The 18969-nt window shown below is 43.7% G+C and carries 20 protein-coding genes; 15 read left to right on the top strand and 5 right to left on the bottom strand.

All coding sequences use genetic code 11. From position 1 onward, the window contains the following. Positions 1-141 precede the first annotated feature (141 nt). Positions 142-324 carry a hypothetical protein gene (locus tag M4I42_RS10440; RefSeq protein WP_268852114.1) on the bottom strand — a complete coding sequence of 61 codons (183 nt, stop codon included), beginning with the start codon at positions 322-324 and terminating at the stop codon, positions 142-144. Between the two features lie 162 nt (positions 325-486). Here M4I42_RS10440 and M4I42_RS10445 point away from each other — a divergent pair, with 162 nt between their 5' ends. Then, on the top strand, positions 487-1086 hold the full coding sequence (locus M4I42_RS10445; RefSeq protein WP_268852115.1) for an HTH-type transcriptional regulator Hpr: 600 nt from the start codon (positions 487-489) through the stop codon (positions 1084-1086). Here the strand turns inward: M4I42_RS10445 and M4I42_RS10450 are convergent. Continuing rightward, entirely contained in the window at positions 1081-1416 is a 336-nt protein-coding gene (locus M4I42_RS10450) for a DUF1878 family protein (RefSeq protein ID WP_268852116.1), read from the bottom strand. The two genes, M4I42_RS10445 and M4I42_RS10450, sit on opposite strands and share 6 nt — an antisense overlap. Positions 1417-1569: 153 nt before the next feature. On the opposite strand from M4I42_RS10450, the gene M4I42_RS10455 reads away from it, so the two are divergent. Then, positions 1570-1749, top strand: coding sequence for a hypothetical protein (locus M4I42_RS10455; protein ID WP_268852117.1), 180 nt, complete (start codon positions 1570-1572; stop codon positions 1747-1749). Positions 1750-1793: 44 nt separating this feature from the next. Here the strand turns inward: M4I42_RS10455 and M4I42_RS10460 are convergent, their stop codons facing one another. After that, a complete protein-coding gene (locus tag M4I42_RS10460) occupies positions 1794-1880 on the bottom strand; it encodes a YjcZ family sporulation protein (RefSeq protein WP_084256195.1) in 87 nt (28 codons plus the stop codon). Between the two features lie 172 nt (positions 1881-2052). On the opposite strand from M4I42_RS10460, the gene M4I42_RS10465 reads away from it, so the two are divergent. After that, complete coding sequence (locus M4I42_RS10465; protein ID WP_268852118.1) at positions 2053-2889, top strand: peptidylprolyl isomerase; 837 nt, start codon at positions 2053-2055, stop codon at positions 2887-2889. A 30-nt stretch (positions 2890-2919) separates the two neighbouring features. Here the strand turns inward: M4I42_RS10465 and M4I42_RS10470 are convergent, their stop codons facing one another. Then, a complete protein-coding gene (locus tag M4I42_RS10470) occupies positions 2920-3342 on the bottom strand; it encodes an HIT family protein (protein WP_268852119.1) in 423 nt (140 codons plus the stop codon). 158 nt (positions 3343-3500) lie between these two features. Continuing rightward, a complete protein-coding gene (locus M4I42_RS10475; RefSeq protein ID WP_268852120.1) occupies positions 3501-3665 on the bottom strand; it encodes a hypothetical protein in 165 nt (54 codons plus the stop codon). 291 nt (positions 3666-3956) lie between these two features. Between M4I42_RS10475 and M4I42_RS10480 the strand changes: the two genes are divergently transcribed. The 12 genes from M4I42_RS10480 (at position 3957) to M4I42_RS10535 (ending at position 18710) form a co-directional block, all read left to right on the top strand. Further along, entirely contained in the window at positions 3957-4700 is a 744-nt protein-coding gene (locus tag M4I42_RS10480; RefSeq protein WP_268852147.1) for an ABC transporter ATP-binding protein, read from the top strand. Continuing rightward, positions 4693-5898: an ABC transporter permease gene (locus M4I42_RS10485; protein WP_268852121.1), complete on the top strand. Its 1206-nt coding sequence runs from the start codon at positions 4693-4695 to the stop codon at positions 5896-5898. The genes M4I42_RS10480 and M4I42_RS10485 overlap by 8 nt, the downstream gene beginning before the upstream one ends. Then, a complete protein-coding gene (locus tag M4I42_RS10490) occupies positions 5895-6398 on the top strand; it encodes an antibiotic biosynthesis monooxygenase family protein (RefSeq protein ID WP_268852122.1) in 504 nt (167 codons plus the stop codon). The genes M4I42_RS10485 and M4I42_RS10490 overlap by 4 nt, the downstream gene beginning before the upstream one ends. Before the next feature lie 323 nt (positions 6399-6721). Further along, on the top strand, positions 6722-8119 hold the full coding sequence (locus M4I42_RS10495) for a hypothetical protein (protein WP_268852123.1): 1398 nt from the start codon (positions 6722-6724) through the stop codon (positions 8117-8119). A 92-nt stretch (positions 8120-8211) separates the two neighbouring features. Next, complete coding sequence (locus tag M4I42_RS10500; protein ID WP_268852124.1) at positions 8212-9387, top strand: M20 family metallopeptidase; 1176 nt, start codon at positions 8212-8214, stop codon at positions 9385-9387. 132 nt (positions 9388-9519) lie between these two features. Beyond that, a complete protein-coding gene (gene hemE / locus M4I42_RS10505; protein ID WP_268852125.1) occupies positions 9520-10563 on the top strand; it encodes a uroporphyrinogen decarboxylase in 1044 nt (347 codons plus the stop codon). Positions 10564-10574: 11 nt separating this feature from the next. After that, positions 10575-11519, top strand: coding sequence for a ferrochelatase (gene hemH, locus M4I42_RS10510; protein ID WP_268852126.1), 945 nt, complete (start codon positions 10575-10577; stop codon positions 11517-11519). Then, positions 11516-12946 carry a protoporphyrinogen oxidase gene (hemY, locus tag M4I42_RS10515; protein ID WP_268852127.1) on the top strand — a complete coding sequence of 477 codons (1431 nt, stop codon included), beginning with the start codon at positions 11516-11518 and terminating at the stop codon, positions 12944-12946. Before hemH ends, hemY begins: the two co-directional genes overlap by 4 nt. Before the next feature lie 98 nt (positions 12947-13044). Next, positions 13045-13617: a TetR/AcrR family transcriptional regulator gene (locus tag M4I42_RS10520; RefSeq protein ID WP_268852128.1), complete on the top strand. Its 573-nt coding sequence runs from the start codon at positions 13045-13047 to the stop codon at positions 13615-13617. A 70-nt stretch (positions 13618-13687) separates the two neighbouring features. Beyond that, entirely contained in the window at positions 13688-16072 is a 2385-nt protein-coding gene (locus M4I42_RS10525; protein ID WP_268852129.1) for a YhgE/Pip domain-containing protein, read from the top strand. A gap of 145 nt (positions 16073-16217) precedes the next feature. Next, the gene (locus tag M4I42_RS10530; RefSeq protein ID WP_268852130.1) at positions 16218-17231 is read left to right on the top strand and encodes a LacI family DNA-binding transcriptional regulator; all 1014 of its coding nucleotides are present in this window, start codon (positions 16218-16220) and stop codon (positions 17229-17231) included. Between the two features lie 162 nt (positions 17232-17393). Continuing rightward, entirely contained in the window at positions 17394-18710 is a 1317-nt protein-coding gene (locus M4I42_RS10535; protein ID WP_268852131.1) for an ABC transporter substrate-binding protein, read from the top strand. The last annotated feature ends 259 nt before the right edge of the window (positions 18711-18969 follow it).

Below are 18969 nucleotides of genomic sequence, written 5' to 3' on the forward strand. Positions count from 1 at the left end.
ATTCCCAAAGGCGTTTGCCAATGGGATAGAGGGCGTGGGGTTACACCCAATCAGAGTACATGTCGCTTAAACGACGTGGACTGATAAACAATTTTATTAAAATCTTTGTCGTTATTTTATGATTTTAATAAAATTGATAACCTAGCGCAAACTCCATGCAATCAAAAAGCAAAGAAGCGCTGCAACAGCATATAGAGCCATGCGGTTTTTTAATACTTTTTTCGGTGGGTATATTTTCGCTTTCTGGATCGCTATGAAAGCGGAAGCCGTCAAACAGAAAAAAACAAAACTGAGCAAATAGAAAAAGGTTACCATATACATCATTATCTTCCCCCTATGCTCACTATATGTGTTTGACGGTTTGGCTATGAATACGGTGAATTACATTTTATTTAAAAATTCTAACATTTGCATCTTTATTAATTTTTATTTTACTGGCATAATAGAAGATAAAATAATAATGGTTAGGGAAGAGTGGGTGGAACGATGAAGAGCAAAGAACAACATTATTCTATAAAAGAGGCGATGCTATTTAGCCAACGAATTGCCCAATTAAGCAAGGCGCTTTGGAAGTCGATCGAAAAAGATTGGCAGCAATGGATTAAACCGTTCGATTTAAACATTAACGAACACCATATTTTATGGATTGCCTACCACTTCAAAGGCGCATCCATTTCGGAAATCGCCAAATTCGGTGTCATGCACGTTTCGACCGCATTTAATTTTTCGAAAAAGCTAGAAGAGCGCGGATTGTTGACGTTTTCGAAAAAGCAAGATGACAAGCGGAACACATACATTGAGTTAACAGAAAAAGGGGAGCAAATATTGTTGAAATTAATGGAATCGTATGACCCGAAACAAAACGCTGTTTTTAATGGTGCGCTTCCGTTACGCGAATTATACGGGAAATTTCCGGAGATTTTAGAAATGATGTGTATTATTCGTAACATTTATGGGGACGATTTTATGGAGATTTTCGAAAAATCGTTTGAGAACATTAAAGCGGACTTTATTGAAAAAGACGGGAAACTTGTGAAAAAGCCAGAGCAGGAAGTTGAGCAAGAAGTCGCTAGTCCGTCGTCATGAGTGGATCGTCGCCATTAGCTTTTTGAACTCTTTCATCAGAGGGACAAACATCTGCTGGCTTAAAAGCGCGTCTACTGTTTTTTCAAGCGGAAGATCGGGATGGAGCATTCCAGCAAAATGAATTAAAAGCGGGATGAAAACCGTAAACCCTTCCGCTTTTTGTTTTTCGTATTCTTTGCTCAAATGTTCACAAAGAACGATCGTCTCCTCGACTTCTTCCTTCGATAAATTAGCAGCAACGACAAGATGATAAAACGGTTTTTTCGTTTCATCGACCATTTCGAGCAGTAGTGAGCAATGAAAGTTTAGTTTAGCGATAAGGTCTTCCATATGCCGTCTTCCTCCCTATGTTTATTTTAACCAATTGGTGCAAAATAACCAACTATAAGTGAAGAGCCGTTTTGAAAAAACATATTGATTTATCGAAAAAAACGTTGTAAAGTAAAGGAAGTAATTTTGTAAGGGATAGGTGGAGAGTGGCATATGGCATTGTATTTTATACCCCTTGCGACCGTTATTTTGTTTTCGATTAATCAATTGACGAATGCGCTTTGCGTGCAGAGAGAGATTCCGGAAGAAAAACAGCCGACCGTGTTTCGGACGATTAATGTGCTCATTACGATTTTACTCATCTCTTCCTACTTCGAAGTACTTTTTACATAAAACAAAGCTGACAGCGGTGACTGCCAGCTTTTTTATTAACAGCTTTAGAATAACCAGGCACTGCCGACAATGATTAATAAAATAAACAACACAACAATTAACGCAAATCCTCCTGCATAAGGTGCGCCCATGAACAACACCTCCTTTCAAAGGTTGTTTCATGTTTGGATACTTCATCATATGTCATCGTGTGAAACGTGTATGGGCGCATGACTAAAAGGAAAAAATTTTTGTATCATGGGAAAATGTGCTATAGTTATGGGTGTAGTTTTCGAAAATTTGATTGTAGGAGTTGTGAAACGAATGAAAAAATGGACGATTGCTTTTATGGCTGCAGCTTCTGTTCTCGCATTATCCGCTTGCAATAACGGCGGATCAGAAGTAATTGTCGAAACGAAAGCGGGCGACATTACAAAAGATGAATTTTACAAAGCGATGAAAGAGCGCGTCGGAAAAGAAGTGATTCGCGATCTTGTGTATGAAAAAGTACTTAGCAAAAAATATAAAGTGAGCGAAAAAGAGATAGACCGTGAGATCGCCAATTTAAAAGACATGTACGGTGCGCAATATGATCTTGCCGTACAGCAAAGCGGCGAACAAGCGATTCGCGACATGGTGAAGCTTGATTTGTTGCGACAAAAAGCAGCGGTGGAAGATGTCAAAGTAACGGAAAAAGAGTTAAAACAGTACTATGATGAATATAAACCAAAAATTCGTGCTAGCCATATTTTAGTGAAAGATGAAAAAACCGCACAAGACATTAAAGCTAAATTGGATAAGGGCGAAGATTTCGCCAAACTCGCGAAAGAATATTCGCAAGATGTAGGTTCTGCCCAAAATGGCGGCGATTTAGGCTGGTTTGGTCCGGGCAAAATGGTGAAAGAATTCGAAGATGCCGCGTATGCGTTAAATGTCGGACAAGTTAGCCAGCCAGTCAAAACGGAATACGGTTATCACATTATTAAAGTAACGGACAAGAAAAAGAAACCGTCGTACGAGCAAATGAAAGAGGAAATTGAATTCGAAGTGAAAAAGAATAAAATTGATTCCGCTAAAATGGAATCGAAAGTAGAAAAATTAATCAAAGACGCGAACGTTCAAGTGAAAGACAGCGATTTAAAAAATGTGTTTCAACAGTAAAAGGGAAGCAACGAGTGCTTCCCTCTCTTTTTATTCGAGTCCTTTTTGGATAGTTGCTGCGATTGTTTGTAAGTCTTCAAACGTATAGTCGCTTGCGTTTGATTTCCAAACAGCGCCAAATCCGTCGCCTTTGCCATAGCGCGGGATAAGATGCATATGAAAATGGAATACCGTTTGCCCTGCTTGTTCCCCGTTATTATTGAGAAGGTTTAATCCGACAGGCGAAAATTGCTTTTTGATGGCATTAGCGATTTTTGGAACGGTACGAAACAGTTGGCTAGCAGCGTCCGGCGTCAATTCGAAAAGATCGGCCATATGTACTTTCGGTACAACAAGTGTGTGCCCTTTTGTCACTTGGCTAATGTCAAGGAATGCTACTACGTGTTCGTCTTCATACACTTTTGCGGCAGGAATTTCACCATTTATAATTTTACAAAAAATACAATCACTCATGGAACAGGCCACCTTTCTTGCCATTTTTGTCTTCATTTTATCATAATAAAGGACAGGACGTAAGCCGTTTTGGTTACATCCTGTCCTCGTTGAAAAGGGGTGAGAGTTTCATTACGCAAAATAGCGTTTGATGAACACCTCATTTACAAAAAGGTTTTTTACTTCATGAACATATTTTGTTCAAGGTGACCATCCCCTTGCTCGGATTGGACATCCTGCTCTGCTTGATGATCTGCGACAAACACCTCATTTACAAGGAATTTTCCTTTGCTTCCGACGGTGCTATCTTTCGTAAACACCTTGTTTTCATGCGGATGACTCATCAAATTCTCATCCCCTCTTCGTTAATTATCATGTCCAGAAGTGCGGTCTATATACATATAATTTTTGGGAAAAAACAAGTTTTTTGGTTCATCACCGAAAGATGTACTTGACTTTTAAAGTAAATTATGATATTGACATTATTCAAACAAGGCGAATGGTAAAAAATGAAAAAATGATCGTTTTGATTTTACGTATCATGAACATTTTTCTTTGTCAAGTACATTTGGTGGTGAAGAGCCAGTTTTTTTGATAAAATGAAGCTAATGATGATTGAGAAAGGAAAGCGAATGATGGCACTGCTTGAAGTTCAACATTTATATGGCGGCTATACAAACCGCAATGTGTTACACGACGTTTCGTTTACGGTAGACCGCGGCGAAGTAGTAGGTCTTATCGGGTTAAATGGCGCGGGGAAAAGCACGACCATTAAACACATTATCGGGCTGATGGAGCCGCGCAAAGGAACGATTACGATCAGCGGAAAAACGTTTGCCGACGCTCCGGAAGCGTACCGGGCGCAGTTGGCTTACATACCGGAGACACCGATTTTATATGATGAATTGACGTTAAAAGAGCATTTACAATTAACGGCAATGGCTTACGGTTTATCTCCGTCACAATATGAACAACGGCTTGAGCCGTTATTAAAAGCGTTTCGCATGGAAAAAAAGTTATCGTGGTTTCCTGTTCATTTTTCCAAAGGCATGAAACAAAAAGTGATGATTATGTGCGCCTTTTTAGTGAATCCAGCGCTTTACGTCATTGATGAGCCGTTTGTAGGGCTCGATCCGCTTGGCATTCATTCGCTGCTTCAATGGATTCAAGACGCCAAACAAAAAGGAGCCGGGATTTTAATGTCAACGCACATTTTAGCGACGGCGGAACGGTATTGCGATTCGTTTGTCATTCTCCATCACGGCAAAGTGAAAGCGAAAGGAACGATCGAAGCGTTGCGGCAACAGTTTCAGCTTCCGTCCGCCACACTCGATGAAATTTACATTGAACTGACGAAGGAAGACGAATATGATGGATAGTCGGCGATTATGGAAGGAACGGTTCAGTCGTTATGTTTCGGAAATAAGGCGCTACTTGCGCTATATGTTGAACGATCATTTATTGTTTGTGCTATTGATTGGGCTTGGGGCAGGAGCGGTCATGTATGAGAAGTGGGTGCAAGTGTTATCGCCGCATTTTCCGTATGCTGTCGTAGAAGCGGGTATTTTTGCTCTCCTTTTGGCGTACAGTCCGATTCGAACGTTTTTGAAGGAAGCAGACATCGTTTTTTTGTTGCCGGCTGAAAAACAGCTTGGTTCATACATTCGATGTTCGTTTTTGTTTAGCTTAGTTGCCCAGGCTTGCGTCCTTTTGCTTGGACTGCTCGCTGTCGCGCCGCTTCATTTCCGGTTTGCAACGGTGCCGCTATGGTCGCTCGCCCTTATTTTATGGTTGCTGAAAGGGTGGAATTTATTTATCAGCTGGAAGGAAACGCATTTGATTGATTCGAAAGCGAAATGGATCGGGAATATAGGACGGATATGGTTGAACAGTGTAGCGGTCTATTTCGTGTTAATGAACGCCCCATTTTTGTTTTTGCTTAGCCTGGTGGGAATCATGATAGCGATCACGTTTTATTTTATGAACGCCACCAAGCAAAAAGCACTTCCGTGGGAACAGCTAATTTTACAGGAAGAACGGGCCATGATGCGGTTTTACCGTCTCGCCAACCTCTTTACCGATGTGCCGCACTTAAAAGAACAAGCGAAACGGCGTCGTTGGTTGGACCCGCCGCTGAAGTTTATCTCCATGCGAAAGGAAAACGCGTTTCGCTATTTATACGCAAGAACGTTTGTTAGAGCGGGAGATTATTTCGGGCTTTATGTCCGGTTGACGGTTATTGGTTGCTTCCTTGTTTATATCGTTCCGAACGGGTATGGGAAAGTGATTGCCGCTTTCTTTTTCTTATATGCGACAGGGGTTCAACTGTTTGCTTTGTCCCGCCATCATCGTGGGCATGTGTTGATTCAATTGTATCCGTTGCCTGTTTCCGCGCAAAAAAAGGCGCTGCTGCAGCTGCTGCTTTGGCTATTGCTCCTTCAAAACGTGCTATTTTCTCTCGTTTTGGCAGTCAGTGGCCTCTGGACAGCTAGTTTATCCTTGTTAGGATTGGGAGTCGTTTTTAGTTATTGGCTGTTGTTTATGTATTTAAATCATCGGTGGAGGCGATCTTTATGAAAATGTATATAACAACCGGTACGCTTGACTATTTACAAAACCTGAAAGAAAAATATGCTAACAAACCTATGCTATTGCTAGAAGGAAGCGATACAGCTCTGCTCCTTCACGAAACAGACGGAGAAACGGTATTCCAAGAGCCGCGCCATTACGAAGTGCTCGATGCGGCTGGGGAGTTGGGCGGTACGTTTGCGGTGTTGAACAATATTCCGGTAACCGAAGAAGGAAGGCCGTTATTTGAGTACCGTTTCAGCCAACGGGCACGGTTGATCGAAAAAGAACCGGGGTTTGTGGCGATTCGCGTATTGCGTCCGCTGTCGAACGATACGTATATCATTATGACGCTTTGGAAAGAAAAACAACATTTTGAAAACTGGCAGCGGTCAAAAGCGTTTGAGCGGGCGCATGGGCAACGGGAAGCCGCTCCGCAGGAAGAAAAACAACCGACGATTTTCCCGCGCCCTTCATATGTGACGAAGTATACCGTTGTTCGTGAGTAAAATACGGTTGTCGAATGCCGCTACTACAAGCGGCATTTTTTATGTTTGCATCTCCAGTCGCCTCCGCTTTTCTTGTCTAGCTGCGAACTAACATCCCCCTCCGCGTTTGCTTTCTCCGTCGACGTGCAGGGCACGTTTCGTCGAAAGCTTTCGCGTCCGTCGGATGTTTCCTTGGCTGTGCCAAGGACCGTTCTCCGCTTTTCGTTGTTTTTCGACTATTTCCGTGGAAATCGACAGGCACATCTTTTTCCCTTTTTCATATGATGTAGCACATTCATTAGGCGATTGCCTGTGTGAATAGAACAAGGAAAGGGGAAAAAAGCATGGGGGTTGAGTTGACCGCGTTGCATTGGATTTACGTCGTCTTTGTCGTGCTTATCATCGGGTTTATGGTGGCACGGAAAGATACATCACTTGTTTGTATGATTGGAATTTTCTTGTTAGCGATTACTGCCACTCATTCGTTAAGTGCGGCCATTAGCGGGGTATTCAGCAGCTTTATTTACGCCATTACTGAGCTGTTGCCGACGATTTTAATTATCTCCATCATTGTTGCAATGAGTCGAGTGCTAACGATGACAGGTATTAACGATGTGATGATTTCACCGTTTGCTCGCTTCATTCATACACCAAGCTGGGCGTACTGGACGATCGGATTGTTGATGATGGTCATTTCATGGTTTTTCTGGCCATCGCCAGCGGTCGCGCTCATGGGTGCGGTGTTATTGCCGGTTGCGCTTCGTGTTGGACTGCCAGCGATCGGAGTAGCGATGGCGATGAATTTGTTCGGCCACGGAATGGCTTTATCGGGGGATTTTGTTATTCAAGGGGCTCCAAAATTAACAGCCGATGCAGCAGGTCTTCCTGTGTCGGATGTCGTATCGGCGAGTGTCCCGCTTGTTCTCGTGATGGGGATTGTGACGACGGTAACCGCCTTTCTTTTATTGCGGCGTGATATGAAAAAAGGACGGCTGGAAGTCGCAAAAGAAATGGCTGCCACGGTAGAAACGGAAGCGCAACAAACAAAAGCGTTGCTGTCGAATCGTGCGAAAAAGGGGCTTGCGGTGCTTATTCCGATTTTGTTCCTTGCGGATGTTGTTGCCATGTCTTATTTGAAATTGCAAGGCGGGGATGCGACAGCGCTCATTGGTGGGACGGCCATTTTCATCTTGATTTTGCTCTCGGTTTTTGCACATCAACGCAGCAGTTTTGAAGAAGTGACGAATTATTTAATTGAAGGGTTTCAATTCGGATTTAAAATATTCGGTCCGGTCATTCCAATTGCTGCGTTTTTCTATTTAGGCGATGCAGCATTTGTCCACATCATCGGTGAATATTTGCCAAAAGCTTCACAAGGAATTGTCAATGATTTAGGAGTTGCGCTCGCCCACGCAGTTCCTTTGAATAAAGAAATTGGGGCGGTAACGTTAACGCTCGCCGGTGCTATTACAGGATTGGACGGATCCGGATTTTCCGGCATTTCGCTCGCTGGTTCCATAGCGCACTTATTTTCCGTGGCGATTGGTACCGGAGCGGCGACGCTCACTGCGCTCGGACAAATTGCAGCGATTTGGGTTGGTGGCGGAACATTAATTCCGTGGGCGCTTATTCCGGCTGCTGCCATTTGCGGCGTCGACCCGTTTGAATTAGCGCGGCGCAACTTAGTTCCAGTCGTCGTCGGGCTTGTAGTGACGACCGTTGTCGCGATGTTTCTCATATAGAATGAAACGGCTGCCTTCTAAAGAGGAGGCAGCTTTTTGTCATCATTGCCGGGCATCATGATATAATGAAAAAAAGAGAAAGGGGCGAGAGGATGATTCAAAAGTTATATGAACGTTTAGAAGCGTATTACGACGAGATGGTGGCGATTCGCCGCTATTTGCATCAACATCCAGAACTATCGTTTCAAGAATACAACACCGCGAAATACATCGCGAACTATTATAAAACGTTAGGGGTTTCGGTGCGGGAACATGTTGGTGGAAACGGGGTTGTCGCTAAAATTGTCGGAGCGAAACCGGGAAAAACGGTCGCGTTGCGCGCGGATTTTGATGCGTTGCCGATCCAAGATGAGAAAGATGTTCCATATAAATCAACCGTTCCGGGTGTCATGCACGCATGTGGTCACGACGGCCATACGGCGACGCTACTTGTCTTAGCGAAAGCGCTTCATGAAATGAAACACGAACTTTCAGGAACGGTTGTGCTCATCCATCAGCATGCGGAAGAATATGCGCCAGGCGGAGCGATAACGATGATCGAAGACGGCTGCCTCGAAGGAGTCGACGTCATTTTCGGCACGCACTTATGGGCAACGGAGCCGACCGGAACGATTCAATACCGAACAGGTCCGATTATGGCTGCGGCTGATCGGTTTGAAATTACGATTCAAGGAGCGGGTGGCCACGGTGCGCAACCACATAAAACGAAAGATGCAATCGTAGTGGCGGCGCAGCTTGTGCTAGCGCTACAACAAATCGTCAGCCGCCGCGTCAATCCGTTGCAGCCAGCGGTTGTATCGATCGGCTCGTTTATAGCGGATAACGCGTTTAACGTCATTGCTGATACAGCGAAACTTGTCGGGACGGTGCGCACATTTGACGAAGCGGTCCGCGATGAGATTGAACAAGAAATCGAAAAAATTACAAACGGTATTTGTGTAGCGGCGGATTGTTCGTATCAATATACGTATACAAGAGGATATCCACCTGTTGTCAACCATAACGAAGAAACGAATTTTATCGTTCGTGTAGCAAAACAAATCCCAGAAGTTACTACTGTGGAAGAAACGGAGCCGCATATGGGCGGCGAAGATTTTGCCTATTACTTGCAAAAGGTGAAAGGAACGTTTTTCTTTACAGGGGCGAAAGCAGATCACGTGACAAACCCGTTTCCGCATCACCATCCGAAATTTGATTTTGATGAAAAGGCGATGCTTATTGCGGCAAAAATGCTTGGAACCGCCACCCTTCAATATTTGAAAACATAAATCGTCAATTTTTTGACTGTTTACTACGTTCGCTATACATTAAAATAAGAAACTTGTATAGTTGTTATTGTACACCACTTGGCTTGTGGCCAAGTGTTCTTAATGTCAATGGCAGAAAGGCGGAGGAAGAAAATGAAACGTTCGTTTAATGATACATTTTTACGCGCTTGCCGCGGGGAAAAAACGGAGTACGTTCCGGTCTGGTATATGCGGCAGGCAGGACGGTCACAGCCGGAATATCGCGCGTTAAAAGAAAAATATTCGCTGTTTGAAATCACTCATCAGCCGGAGCTATGTGCCTATGTGACGCGCTTACCTGTCGAACAATATAATGTTGATGCAGCGATTCTTTATAAAGATATTATGTCACCGCTTCCAGCGATCGGCGTCGATGTGGATATTAAAGCAGGAATCGGACCAGTTATTTCTAATCCGATCCGTTCCCTTCAAGATGTTGAAAAACTCGGGGAAATCCACCCAGAAGCAGACGTTCCGTACGTATTAGAAACCATTCGATTATTGACAACGGAACAGTTAAATGTGCCGCTTATCGGCTTTGCCGGTGCGCCGTTTACGTTAGCAAGTTATATGATTGAAGGTGGTCCGTCGAAAAATTATAACAAAACAAAGGCGTTTATGTATGCAGAGCCGAAAGCATGGTTTGCGCTTATGGACAAGCTCGCCGATATGACGATTCGCTACGTTAAAGCGCAAATTCAAGCGGGGGCGAAAGCGATTCAAATTTTCGATTCATGGGTCGGCGCCGTTAATGTGGAAGACTATCGCTATTTTATTAAACCGACAATGGCACGCATTTTCTCCGCGTTGCGCGAAGAAAACGTACCGCTTATTATGTTCGGTGTTGGCGCTAGTCATTTAGCAAAAGAATGGAATGATTTGCCACTTGATGTCGTCGGGCTCGACTGGCGTCTTTCCATTAAAGAAGCACGAGCAAACGGCGTGACAAAAGCGATTCAAGGAAACTTAGATCCAGCGGTGTTGTTGGCACCGTGGGACGTGATTGAAGAGCGAGTAAAGCGAATTTTAGATGAAGGAATGGAACAACCGGGGTATGTGTTTAATTTAGGACACGGCATCTTCCCAGACATCCAGCCAGAAACGTTAAAACGGCTGACGGCGTTTATTCATGAATATACATCGCAAAATCGTAAGTGAGGAGATGGACAATGGTGAAAAAGAAGATGGGGTTATTAGTGATGGCCTACGGCACTCCTTATAAAGAAGAAGACATTGAGCGGTATTATACGCACATTCGCCATGGCCGCAAGCCGTCAGCTGACATGTTACAAGACTTGAAAGAACGATACGATGCGATTGGCGGCATTTCTCCGCTTGCGAAAATTACGAGAGAGCAGGCGAAGGCGTTGGAAAGACGGTTAAATGAAATCCAAGACGAGATCGAATTTCGCATGTATTTAGGGTTAAAACATATCGAGCCATTTGTCGAAGATGCAGTGCAACAAATGTATGCTGACGGGATCACGGAAGCAGTCAGCATCGTGCTCGCGCCTCATTTTTCGACGTTCAGCATTCAGTCGTATAACGCGCGGGCAAAGGCGGAGGCAGAAAAACTAGGCGGTCCTGTTATTTATTCCGTGGAAAGCTGGTATAAAGAGCCGAAATTTATTCAATATTGGGTAGAAAAAGTAAGGGAAATCTATGATAACATGAAGGCAGAAGAGCGGAAAAAAGCGGTGTTGATTGTATCCGCGCACAGCTTGCCGGAAAAAATTATTGCGGCGGGCGATCCGTATCCGCAGCAACTAGAAGAAACTGCGCGAATGATCGCAGAACAAGCGGGAATCGAGCATTATGCCGTCGGATGGCAAAGCGCGGGAAATACTCCGGAACCTTGGCTTGGACCGGACGTGCAAGATTTAACAAGACAGTTGCATGAAGCAAAAGGCTATACGTCATTTGTTTACGCTCCGGTCGGATTTGTCGCCGATCATTTAGAAGTGCTGTATGACAACGATATCGAATGCAAAAATGTCACGGACGAAATCGGCGCTACCTATTATCGCCCAGACATGCCAAACGCTCAACCATTATTTATCGATGCATTAGCAACCGTTGTGTTAAACCATGTAAAGAAGGCGATTGAACAGTGAGTAACGAAAAACAAACTGTAATAGTCATTGGAGGCGGAATTACAGGGATTGCTGCTGTCTATTATTTACAAAAAACGATAAAAGAGCAGCAATTGCCGATCGAATGTAAATTGATCGAAGCGACCCACCGATTAGGAGGGAAAATTCAAACGGTCATTCGCGACGGGTTTGTCATTGAGCGAGGACCCGATTCTTTTTTAGCGCGAAAACAAAGCGCAGCACGCCTTATTCATGAAGTGGGGCTACAAGACAAAATCGTCCATAACGCTACCGGTAAATCGTATATACTTGTGAACGAAAAATTGTACGCCATTCCGGGCGGAGCGGTAATGGGGATCCCAACAAAAATTCGTCCGTTTGTTTTGAGCGGCTTATTTTCTCCTATTGGCAAATTGCGGGCAGCGTTTGATTTTATTTTACCGCCGACGAAAGCAGACGGGGATTTGTCATTAGGACAATTTTTCCGGCGCCGCCTTGGCGATGAAGTGGTGGAAAATTTAATTGAGCCGTTGTTGTCAGGAATTTATGCGGGCGATATTGATCAATTAAGCTTAATGGCGACATTTCCTCAATTTTACCATTTGGAACAAAAACACGGAAGCCTTGTGCTTGGGGCAAAGCGAACAACGCCAAAAGCAAAAGAAACATCCAACAAAAAAGGTATTTTCCAAACATTAACAACCGGTTTGCAATCGCTCGTCGATGAAGTGGAAAAACGACTGGAGCCTGGTAGCGTCAGCAAAGGCATTCGTGTGGAACTAATTGAAAAACACGATCGTCGCTACCGGCTGTATTTAAGCAATGGAGAAGTATGGACAGCGGATAGTGTAATCGTTGCTGCACCGCACCAAGTAGTGCCGGAGATGTTTCCAAACGTATCATTTTTTGAACCGTTTAAAACAATGCCGTCTACATCGGTCGCTACTGTTGCACTTGCTTTTGCAGAAGAAGCGATCGAACAAAATATCGATGGAACAGGGTTCGTTGTGTCGCGCCGGAGCGACTATACGATTACTGCATGCACATGGACGCACAAAAAATGGCCGCATACTACACCGAAGGGAAAGGCGCTATTGCGCTGCTATGTTGGTCGTCCTGGAGATGAAGCGATTGTGGAGCAATCGGATGACGAGATTATTCGAGTCGTGATTGATGATTTGAATAAAATGATGCGAATTAACGGTCGTCCTGAATTTGCCGTTGTTTCTCGCTGGAAAAAAGCAATGCCACAATACGTGGTTGGACATAAAGAACGAATGGAAACAGTGAAAGAAAAAATAAACGAGCAACTCCCAGGTGTCTTTTTGGCAGGTAGCTCCTATGAAGGATTAGGGTTGCCTGACTGCATTGATCAAGGGGAAGAAGCGGTCAAAAAAGTGCTTGATTATTTACAAATGAATAAACAAGTAGCGTTAGAGGTTAACTAACAACTGTTAACCTCTCTTTACTTTTTGGCGAAAGTATGATAAAATATCTGTACGGAATGACCAAAACGTTCATTTAGTCAGTTTAAAGGATGAGGACGATGGCAGTTAATCGAAAAAAACAAATTATTGAAGCGGCAACGAAATCTTTTTCCCTTTTTGGTTATAAAGCAACAACGATGGAGCAAGTAGCGAAACTAGCCAATGTTGGAAAAGGGACGATTTATACATTTTTCCATAGTAAAGAGGAATTGCTCGATGAAATTATTACGTCGTTAATTAGCGAAATTAAAGAAACGGCCGAAGAAGCGATCGATCCCAGCCGTCCGTTTTTGGAAAACGTCCATCGCGCGTTGTACCGCATTTTAGCCTTTCGCAAACAGCACCAATTAACGATCAAACTGCTTCAAGAAGTGCGCGATATTGGAACGCCTGCTGTGCAAGAAGTCATGAAAAAACTTGAACGTGCGGTGCTTGCCTACATTCGCGAAAAAATCGAGCAGGCGATGCAAAAAGGGGAAATTCGGTCGTGCGATCCAGAAATTACTGCATTTTTAATGTTTAAAATGTACATTGCACTCGTATTTGAATGGGAAAAAGACAACAAGCCGCTATCAGAAGAAAAAATTGCCGAATTGTTTGAACTTTATTTTTTGAAAGGATTATCACAATAGATGGTCCTTCTTCTTTTTCTTATAAATGACTAAATGAACAAACTGGTCAATAGTATAAAGGAGGGAGAAAATGAAACAAGAGTGGAGAGCGATTATCCAAAACCGAAAGCTGTTGATTCCAGTGATCGCTGTTTTGTTTATTCCGCTTTTGTATAGTGGCATGTTCCTTTGGGCATTTTGGGATCCGTACGCTCATTTAGATGAACTGCCGGTAGCGGTTGTCAACAATGACAAGGGAGCAGTATTTAATGGAGAAAAGCTAGAGATTGGTAAAGAATTAGTTGACAAATTAAAAGAAAACAAAAAATTTGCTTGGCATTTTGTTACAGAGCAAGAGGCAGAAAAGGGATTGCGCGATCAGAAATACTATATGGCCGTAAAAATTCCGGAAAATTTTTCGGAGAATGCAACGACCATCCAAGATGAGCATCCAAAGCGAATGACGCTTATTTATATGCCAAACGAAAGCTTTAACTTTTTATCCGCACAAATCGGAAATACAGCAGTCGAAAAAATAAAAGAAGAGCTTTCCCATACCGTAACTGCTACGTATGCGGAAACGATGCTAGAGAATGTAAAGAAAATGGCGGATGGGCTTCACGATGCAAGCGATGGAGCCAAACAAGTGCATGACGGAGTGGCTGCGGCAAAAGATGGAGCCGTACAATTGCAAAACGGTCTTCGTGATGCGAAAGAAGGAAGTGGACAGCTCGAGCAAGGAGCGAAAGACGCGAAAAACGGAGCTGCAGAAATTTATCGGAATTTACAAGTGTTAGCGGAAAAGTCGCTTGCATTTGAAAACGGCTTAAAATCAGCAAGCAACGGCTCGGAACAACTCCAAACTGGTCTCGGAAAACTTGATGACGGTTTTACCCGTATGCAGGCAGGGCAAGCGCAGTTGCTTGATGGAGCGAAAAAAGCAGAAAACGGTACGAAACAGTTGTCTAGTGGGTTGAAACAGTCTCTTGCTGGAATGGAGCAAATGAAAGAAAAAATGCCGCAATTAACCGACGGTACCTTGCAGGTGAAAAACGGAGCTGGAAATCTTGCGGCTTCATTAGAGCAATGGAAACAAGGAGCGGAAAGCACGAAAACAGGGGCAATTCAAGTGAGTGACGGGTTGCAGCAAGTCATTGCCCAACTGGATGCGATGATTGCCCAAACGACCGATGCTAATAAAAAAGCAACATTGCAAACATTAAAAAATAATTTGTTGCCATTATCCGAAGGAAGCAAACGAGTCGCCGGAGGAGTCGCGAAGCTTGCCGACGGAGCGAGCGCGTTAAAAACAGGTGCCGATCAACTGGCAACAGGTGCGTCCAAATTGTATAACGGACAACTCGCATTAGCTCAAGGAATCGACCAACTTGCTTCGGGGCAACAGAAGCTTGTGGCCGGTGCGGACGTACTTGCCGTAGGACAAGGCAACATCGTGCAAGGACTTACGGCGTTTGGTGAAAAAATGACGGAAGCGAAAGCGGGAGTCGCTCAGCTAGCGAGTGGCAACAGGCAATTGACTTCTGGATTACATCAATTAACGGATGGCTCAACGAAATTGCAAAATGGAGCGAGCCAATTGGCAGCTGGATCCGGAAAACTAGCGTCTGGCATGACGAAATTAGAGGACGGTATTTCTACGCTGTCCAATGGAGTTACGCAACTTTCTAACGGTTCCGATCAACTAGTGGACGGCATGAAAAAACTAGATGACGGCTCCAAACAATTAGCGGATAAGCTAGCCGATGGAGCGAAAAAAGCAAACGATGTAAAAGCGAACGACGAAGTTTACCGGATGTTTAGCGAACCGGTGAAAATGAAAAATGAGCGAATTCATCCTGTACCGAATTACGGAACAGGTTTTACACCGTATTTCTTGTCATTAGGATTATTTGTCGGTGCGTTGCTTTTATCGATTGTCTTTCCATTGCGCGAACCGGCAAGTATTCCACGCTCTGGAGTTCAATGGTTTTTCAGCAAATTCGGCGTTTTAGCCATTGTTGGCGTTATTCAAGCGTTGTTAGCCGATACAGTGTTGCTTGCAGGTCTTAAACTTCACGTGCAGAGCGTACCGAATTTTATCATTTTTAGCATTCTCACAAGCATTACGTTTATTGCGTTAATCCAGTTCCTTGTCACAACGTTAGGCGATCCGGGCCGGTTTGTCGGAATTGTGATTTTGATTTTGCAACTGACGACAAGTGCCGGAACGTTCCCGCTCGAACTCATTCCGAAAACGTTGCAGCCGATTAATCATTATTTGCCGATGACGTATTCGGTATTTGGATTTAAAGCAGCGATTTCTAGCGGCGATTTTGCGTTTATGTGGAAAAATGCTGCTATTCTAGCTGTATTTATCATCGTTTTATCGATCGGAACCGTTTTTTATTTCACCGTTCAGCACAAACGGAAGTTTTATACAATGACGAAACAGATGAATGAAGCTCCTGAGGCGTAATCGTCTTCAGGAGCTTTTTTTGTCAAAAAAAAATTAATATAGCTAGTTGAATATTGGGACGATGTGCATTATAATTCAGATATGAAAACGATTTCAGTAACCGGAGGGATGCGGCAGTTTGAGCGAGCAAGGGGGTTAACGAAAGATGTCTACCATTGAAGATGTAGCGAAATTGGCTGGGCTTTCGCGGACGACGGTGTCGAGAGTCATTAATAACCATCCATATGTTTCAGAAGATAAGCGAAAATTAGTCATGGAAGCGATGAAACAGCTTGGATATGTTCCTAATTCCTCGGCAAGAAGTTTGCGGAGTCAAAAAACGGATGTCGTTGCGTTGTTTGTTCCAAGAATTATGAACCCGTTTTTTAGCCAATTGGTAGAAGCGATGGAAATTTCCGCTGCTGAACACGGCTATCAGCTGATTATTTGCCAGACGAGGTACTCACCGGAAAAAGAGCTAAATTACATGAACTTATTAAAAATGAAACAAGTAGACGGTGTGATTCTTGCGTCGATCCAAAACGATTGGAAAGTGCTTGAGCCGTTTTTAGACTACGGACCGATCGTGTTGTGCAACGAATTTGATGAACAGGCAAACGTTCCGTCAGTAATGCTTGATCAAGTTCATGGCGGATACATAGCAACGAAACATTTGCTCGAACAAGGCCATCGCCGGATCGCTTATTGTCGCGGCAGCACGCGAAGCAATGTAGCTAGCCACCGTGAAATCGGCTTTCGTAAAGCGCTTGCGGAGTACGGCATCGAGTTCGATGAACAGTACGCGTTTCGGGATGCGTTTCATAGCGAAGACGGAAGACGCGTGTTTCATCAAATGATGGCGCTTCCAACGCCGCCGACAGCTGTTTTTACAGGTAGCGATGAAGTAGCGGCTGGAATCATATCGGAGGCGAATAAACACGGTTTTCGCATTCCAGAACAGTTAGCAGTCGTCGGTTTCGATAATCAAGAAATTACTGAACTGATGGAACCTTCGATTACAACTGTTCATCAACCGGTGGATCAAATGGCGAAAAAAGCACTGGAAGTGATGATTGAAAAAATCCACTCTCGCAAATATAAGCAGCGTGAAATATACGAGTTTCCGCTCAAGCTGATTGTCAGAGAGTCTACAGTTTCAAACAAGCTCGTTCAATTGTAGCATTTAATTGTAACATTTATACGAAGCAGCGTGTCCAGTCGGCTAAGTCTGTCTAGCCGACTGCGACAAGCTAGTGTGGATCGGTTCATCAACACGCGTAGCATTCGAGGTTATGAAATCGATATCTGAAAACGTTTTACTATTATTATAGGGGGTATACGTATGAAAAAAGCAATGAAAGTATCATCTGCGATGTTAGCACTTACGCTTGGATTAACCGCATGCTCTAGCGGGCAAAATGCTAGCGACGGAACGAAAGATAAAAAAGATAGCCAAAAAACGGACAACAAATCAAGCGAAGTTGTCAAAATTGTGTATGCCCGCGGCCAAGATTCAACAAAAGCAACAGAAAAAATTATTGAAGCGTTCGAAAAATCTCATCCAAACATTAAAGTAGAATTCCGTGAAATGCCTGCGGATACAGGGAAACAGCACGATGCGTATGTGACAATGTTAAATGCGCAATCATCTGAAATCGATGTCATGGACCTTGACGTTGTATGGCCGGCAGAGTTTGCGCAAGCAGGCTATACGTTGCCGTTAGATCGTTTTATTGAACAGGACGGCGTAGATGTAAGCAAATATAACCAAGGGGCATTAGCGGCAGGTAACTTTAATGGAAAACAATGGGCGATGCCGAAATTTATTGATGCCGGAATGCTATTTTACCGCACAGACCTTGTTCCACAAGATAAAGTGCCGAAAACATGGGATGAATTGTTAAAAACGGCAAAAGAGTTGAAAGGAAAAGGCGGTACGCAATTCGGTTATTTAATGCAAGCGAAACAATATGAAGGGTTAGTATGTAACGCCGTTGAATTTATCGCTTCTTACGGTGGACAAATTGTCGATAAAAACAACAATGTGGTAATTAACAGCCCAGAAGCGATTAAAGGGTTGAAAAAAATGGTCGAAATCGTCAAATCTGACGTCGTGCCAAGCAACATTACAACGTTTACAGAGCCTGAATCTCATACGGCGTTCATCGAAGGACAATCGCCATTCATTCGCAACTGGCCTTACCAATATGCGTTAGCGAACGATAAAGAACAATCGAAAATCGTTGGCAAAGTTGGAGTTGCGCCACTTCCAGCAGGCGACAAAGGCTCGGCAGCGACATTAGGCGGTTGGATGACAGCGATTAACAAATATTCGAAACATCCGAAAGAAGCTTGGGAGTTCGTGAAATTTATGACAGGTCCAGAAGGGCAAAAAATTTCAGCGATTTACGGTGGATTAGCACCAACACTCCCAGAGCTATTTAAAGATCAAGATATTTTGAAAGCGAACCCGTTCTTTGCGGAAGAAGGATTTGTGAACGCTTTAAATGCAGCAGTACCGCGTCCAGTCGTACCAAACTATCCAGAAGTATCTGAGATTATCCAAATTAACGTATCGAAAGCTCTTGCAGGAGAATTAACCGTTGAGCAAGCGGTTGCGAATATGGAAAAAGAAATTAAAGCGGCGTTGAATAAATAATCGAGTATGAAATAGTGAAATCGTTTGTTCGCTGATAGTCTGTCCTCCTCGAACAATGGACTTGCGGGCAACCCAATTTGTCCACTAGCGTTCTTGTTCGAGGGATGTAGCAGAAAAACGAAGGAGAGGGCGCTTATTAGTTAATCAATACGAACGCTATTTTTATCAATCAACGCTGTCGCTGTTCAACGATTTTGTTAGCCTTCAGATTGCTTTTTTGGCGCTGAAGGCTAATATCCTTTATGTTAGGAGGGAACGT

It is taken from the genome of Anoxybacillus sp. J5B_2022 (assembly GCF_026847645.1).
Lineage (GTDB): Bacteria > Bacillota > Bacilli > Bacillales > Anoxybacillaceae > Anoxybacteroides.

What these genes read in the sequence shown, in the direction of transcription:
- M4I42_RS10440 (WP_268852114.1), bottom strand. Translation starts at nt 324, where the DNA reads ATGATGTATATGGTAACCTTTTTCTATTTGCTCAGTTTTGTTTTTTTC.
- M4I42_RS10445 (WP_268852115.1), top strand. Translation starts at nt 487, where the DNA reads ATGAAGAGCAAAGAACAACATTATTCTATAAAAGAGGCGATGCTATTT.
- M4I42_RS10450 (WP_268852116.1), bottom strand. Translation starts at nt 1,416, where the DNA reads ATGGAAGACCTTATCGCTAAACTAAACTTTCATTGCTCACTACTGCTC.
- M4I42_RS10455 (WP_268852117.1), top strand. Translation starts at nt 1,570, where the DNA reads ATGGCATTGTATTTTATACCCCTTGCGACCGTTATTTTGTTTTCGATT.
- M4I42_RS10460 (WP_084256195.1), bottom strand. Translation starts at nt 1,880, where the DNA reads ATGGGCGCACCTTATGCAGGAGGATTTGCGTTAATTGTTGTGTTGTTT.
- M4I42_RS10465 (WP_268852118.1), top strand. Translation starts at nt 2,053, where the DNA reads ATGAAAAAATGGACGATTGCTTTTATGGCTGCAGCTTCTGTTCTCGCA.
- M4I42_RS10470 (WP_268852119.1), bottom strand. Translation starts at nt 3,342, where the DNA reads ATGAGTGATTGTATTTTTTGTAAAATTATAAATGGTGAAATTCCTGCC.
- M4I42_RS10475 (WP_268852120.1), bottom strand. Translation starts at nt 3,665, where the DNA reads ATGAGTCATCCGCATGAAAACAAGGTGTTTACGAAAGATAGCACCGTC.
- M4I42_RS10480 (WP_268852147.1), top strand. Translation starts at nt 3,957, where the DNA reads ATGGCACTGCTTGAAGTTCAACATTTATATGGCGGCTATACAAACCGC.
- M4I42_RS10485 (WP_268852121.1), top strand. Translation starts at nt 4,693, where the DNA reads ATGGATAGTCGGCGATTATGGAAGGAACGGTTCAGTCGTTATGTTTCG.
- M4I42_RS10490 (WP_268852122.1), top strand. Translation starts at nt 5,895, where the DNA reads ATGAAAATGTATATAACAACCGGTACGCTTGACTATTTACAAAACCTG.
- M4I42_RS10495 (WP_268852123.1), top strand. Translation starts at nt 6,722, where the DNA reads ATGGGGGTTGAGTTGACCGCGTTGCATTGGATTTACGTCGTCTTTGTC.
- M4I42_RS10500 (WP_268852124.1), top strand. Translation starts at nt 8,212, where the DNA reads ATGATTCAAAAGTTATATGAACGTTTAGAAGCGTATTACGACGAGATG.
- hemE (WP_268852125.1), top strand. Translation starts at nt 9,520, where the DNA reads ATGAAACGTTCGTTTAATGATACATTTTTACGCGCTTGCCGCGGGGAA.
- hemH (WP_268852126.1), top strand. Translation starts at nt 10,575, where the DNA reads ATGGTGAAAAAGAAGATGGGGTTATTAGTGATGGCCTACGGCACTCCT.
- M4I42_RS10520 (WP_268852128.1), top strand. Translation starts at nt 13,045, where the DNA reads ATGGCAGTTAATCGAAAAAAACAAATTATTGAAGCGGCAACGAAATCT.
- M4I42_RS10525 (WP_268852129.1), top strand. Translation starts at nt 13,688, where the DNA reads ATGAAACAAGAGTGGAGAGCGATTATCCAAAACCGAAAGCTGTTGATT.
- M4I42_RS10530 (WP_268852130.1), top strand. Translation starts at nt 16,218, where the DNA reads ATGTCTACCATTGAAGATGTAGCGAAATTGGCTGGGCTTTCGCGGACG.
- M4I42_RS10535 (WP_268852131.1), top strand. Translation starts at nt 17,394, where the DNA reads ATGAAAAAAGCAATGAAAGTATCATCTGCGATGTTAGCACTTACGCTT.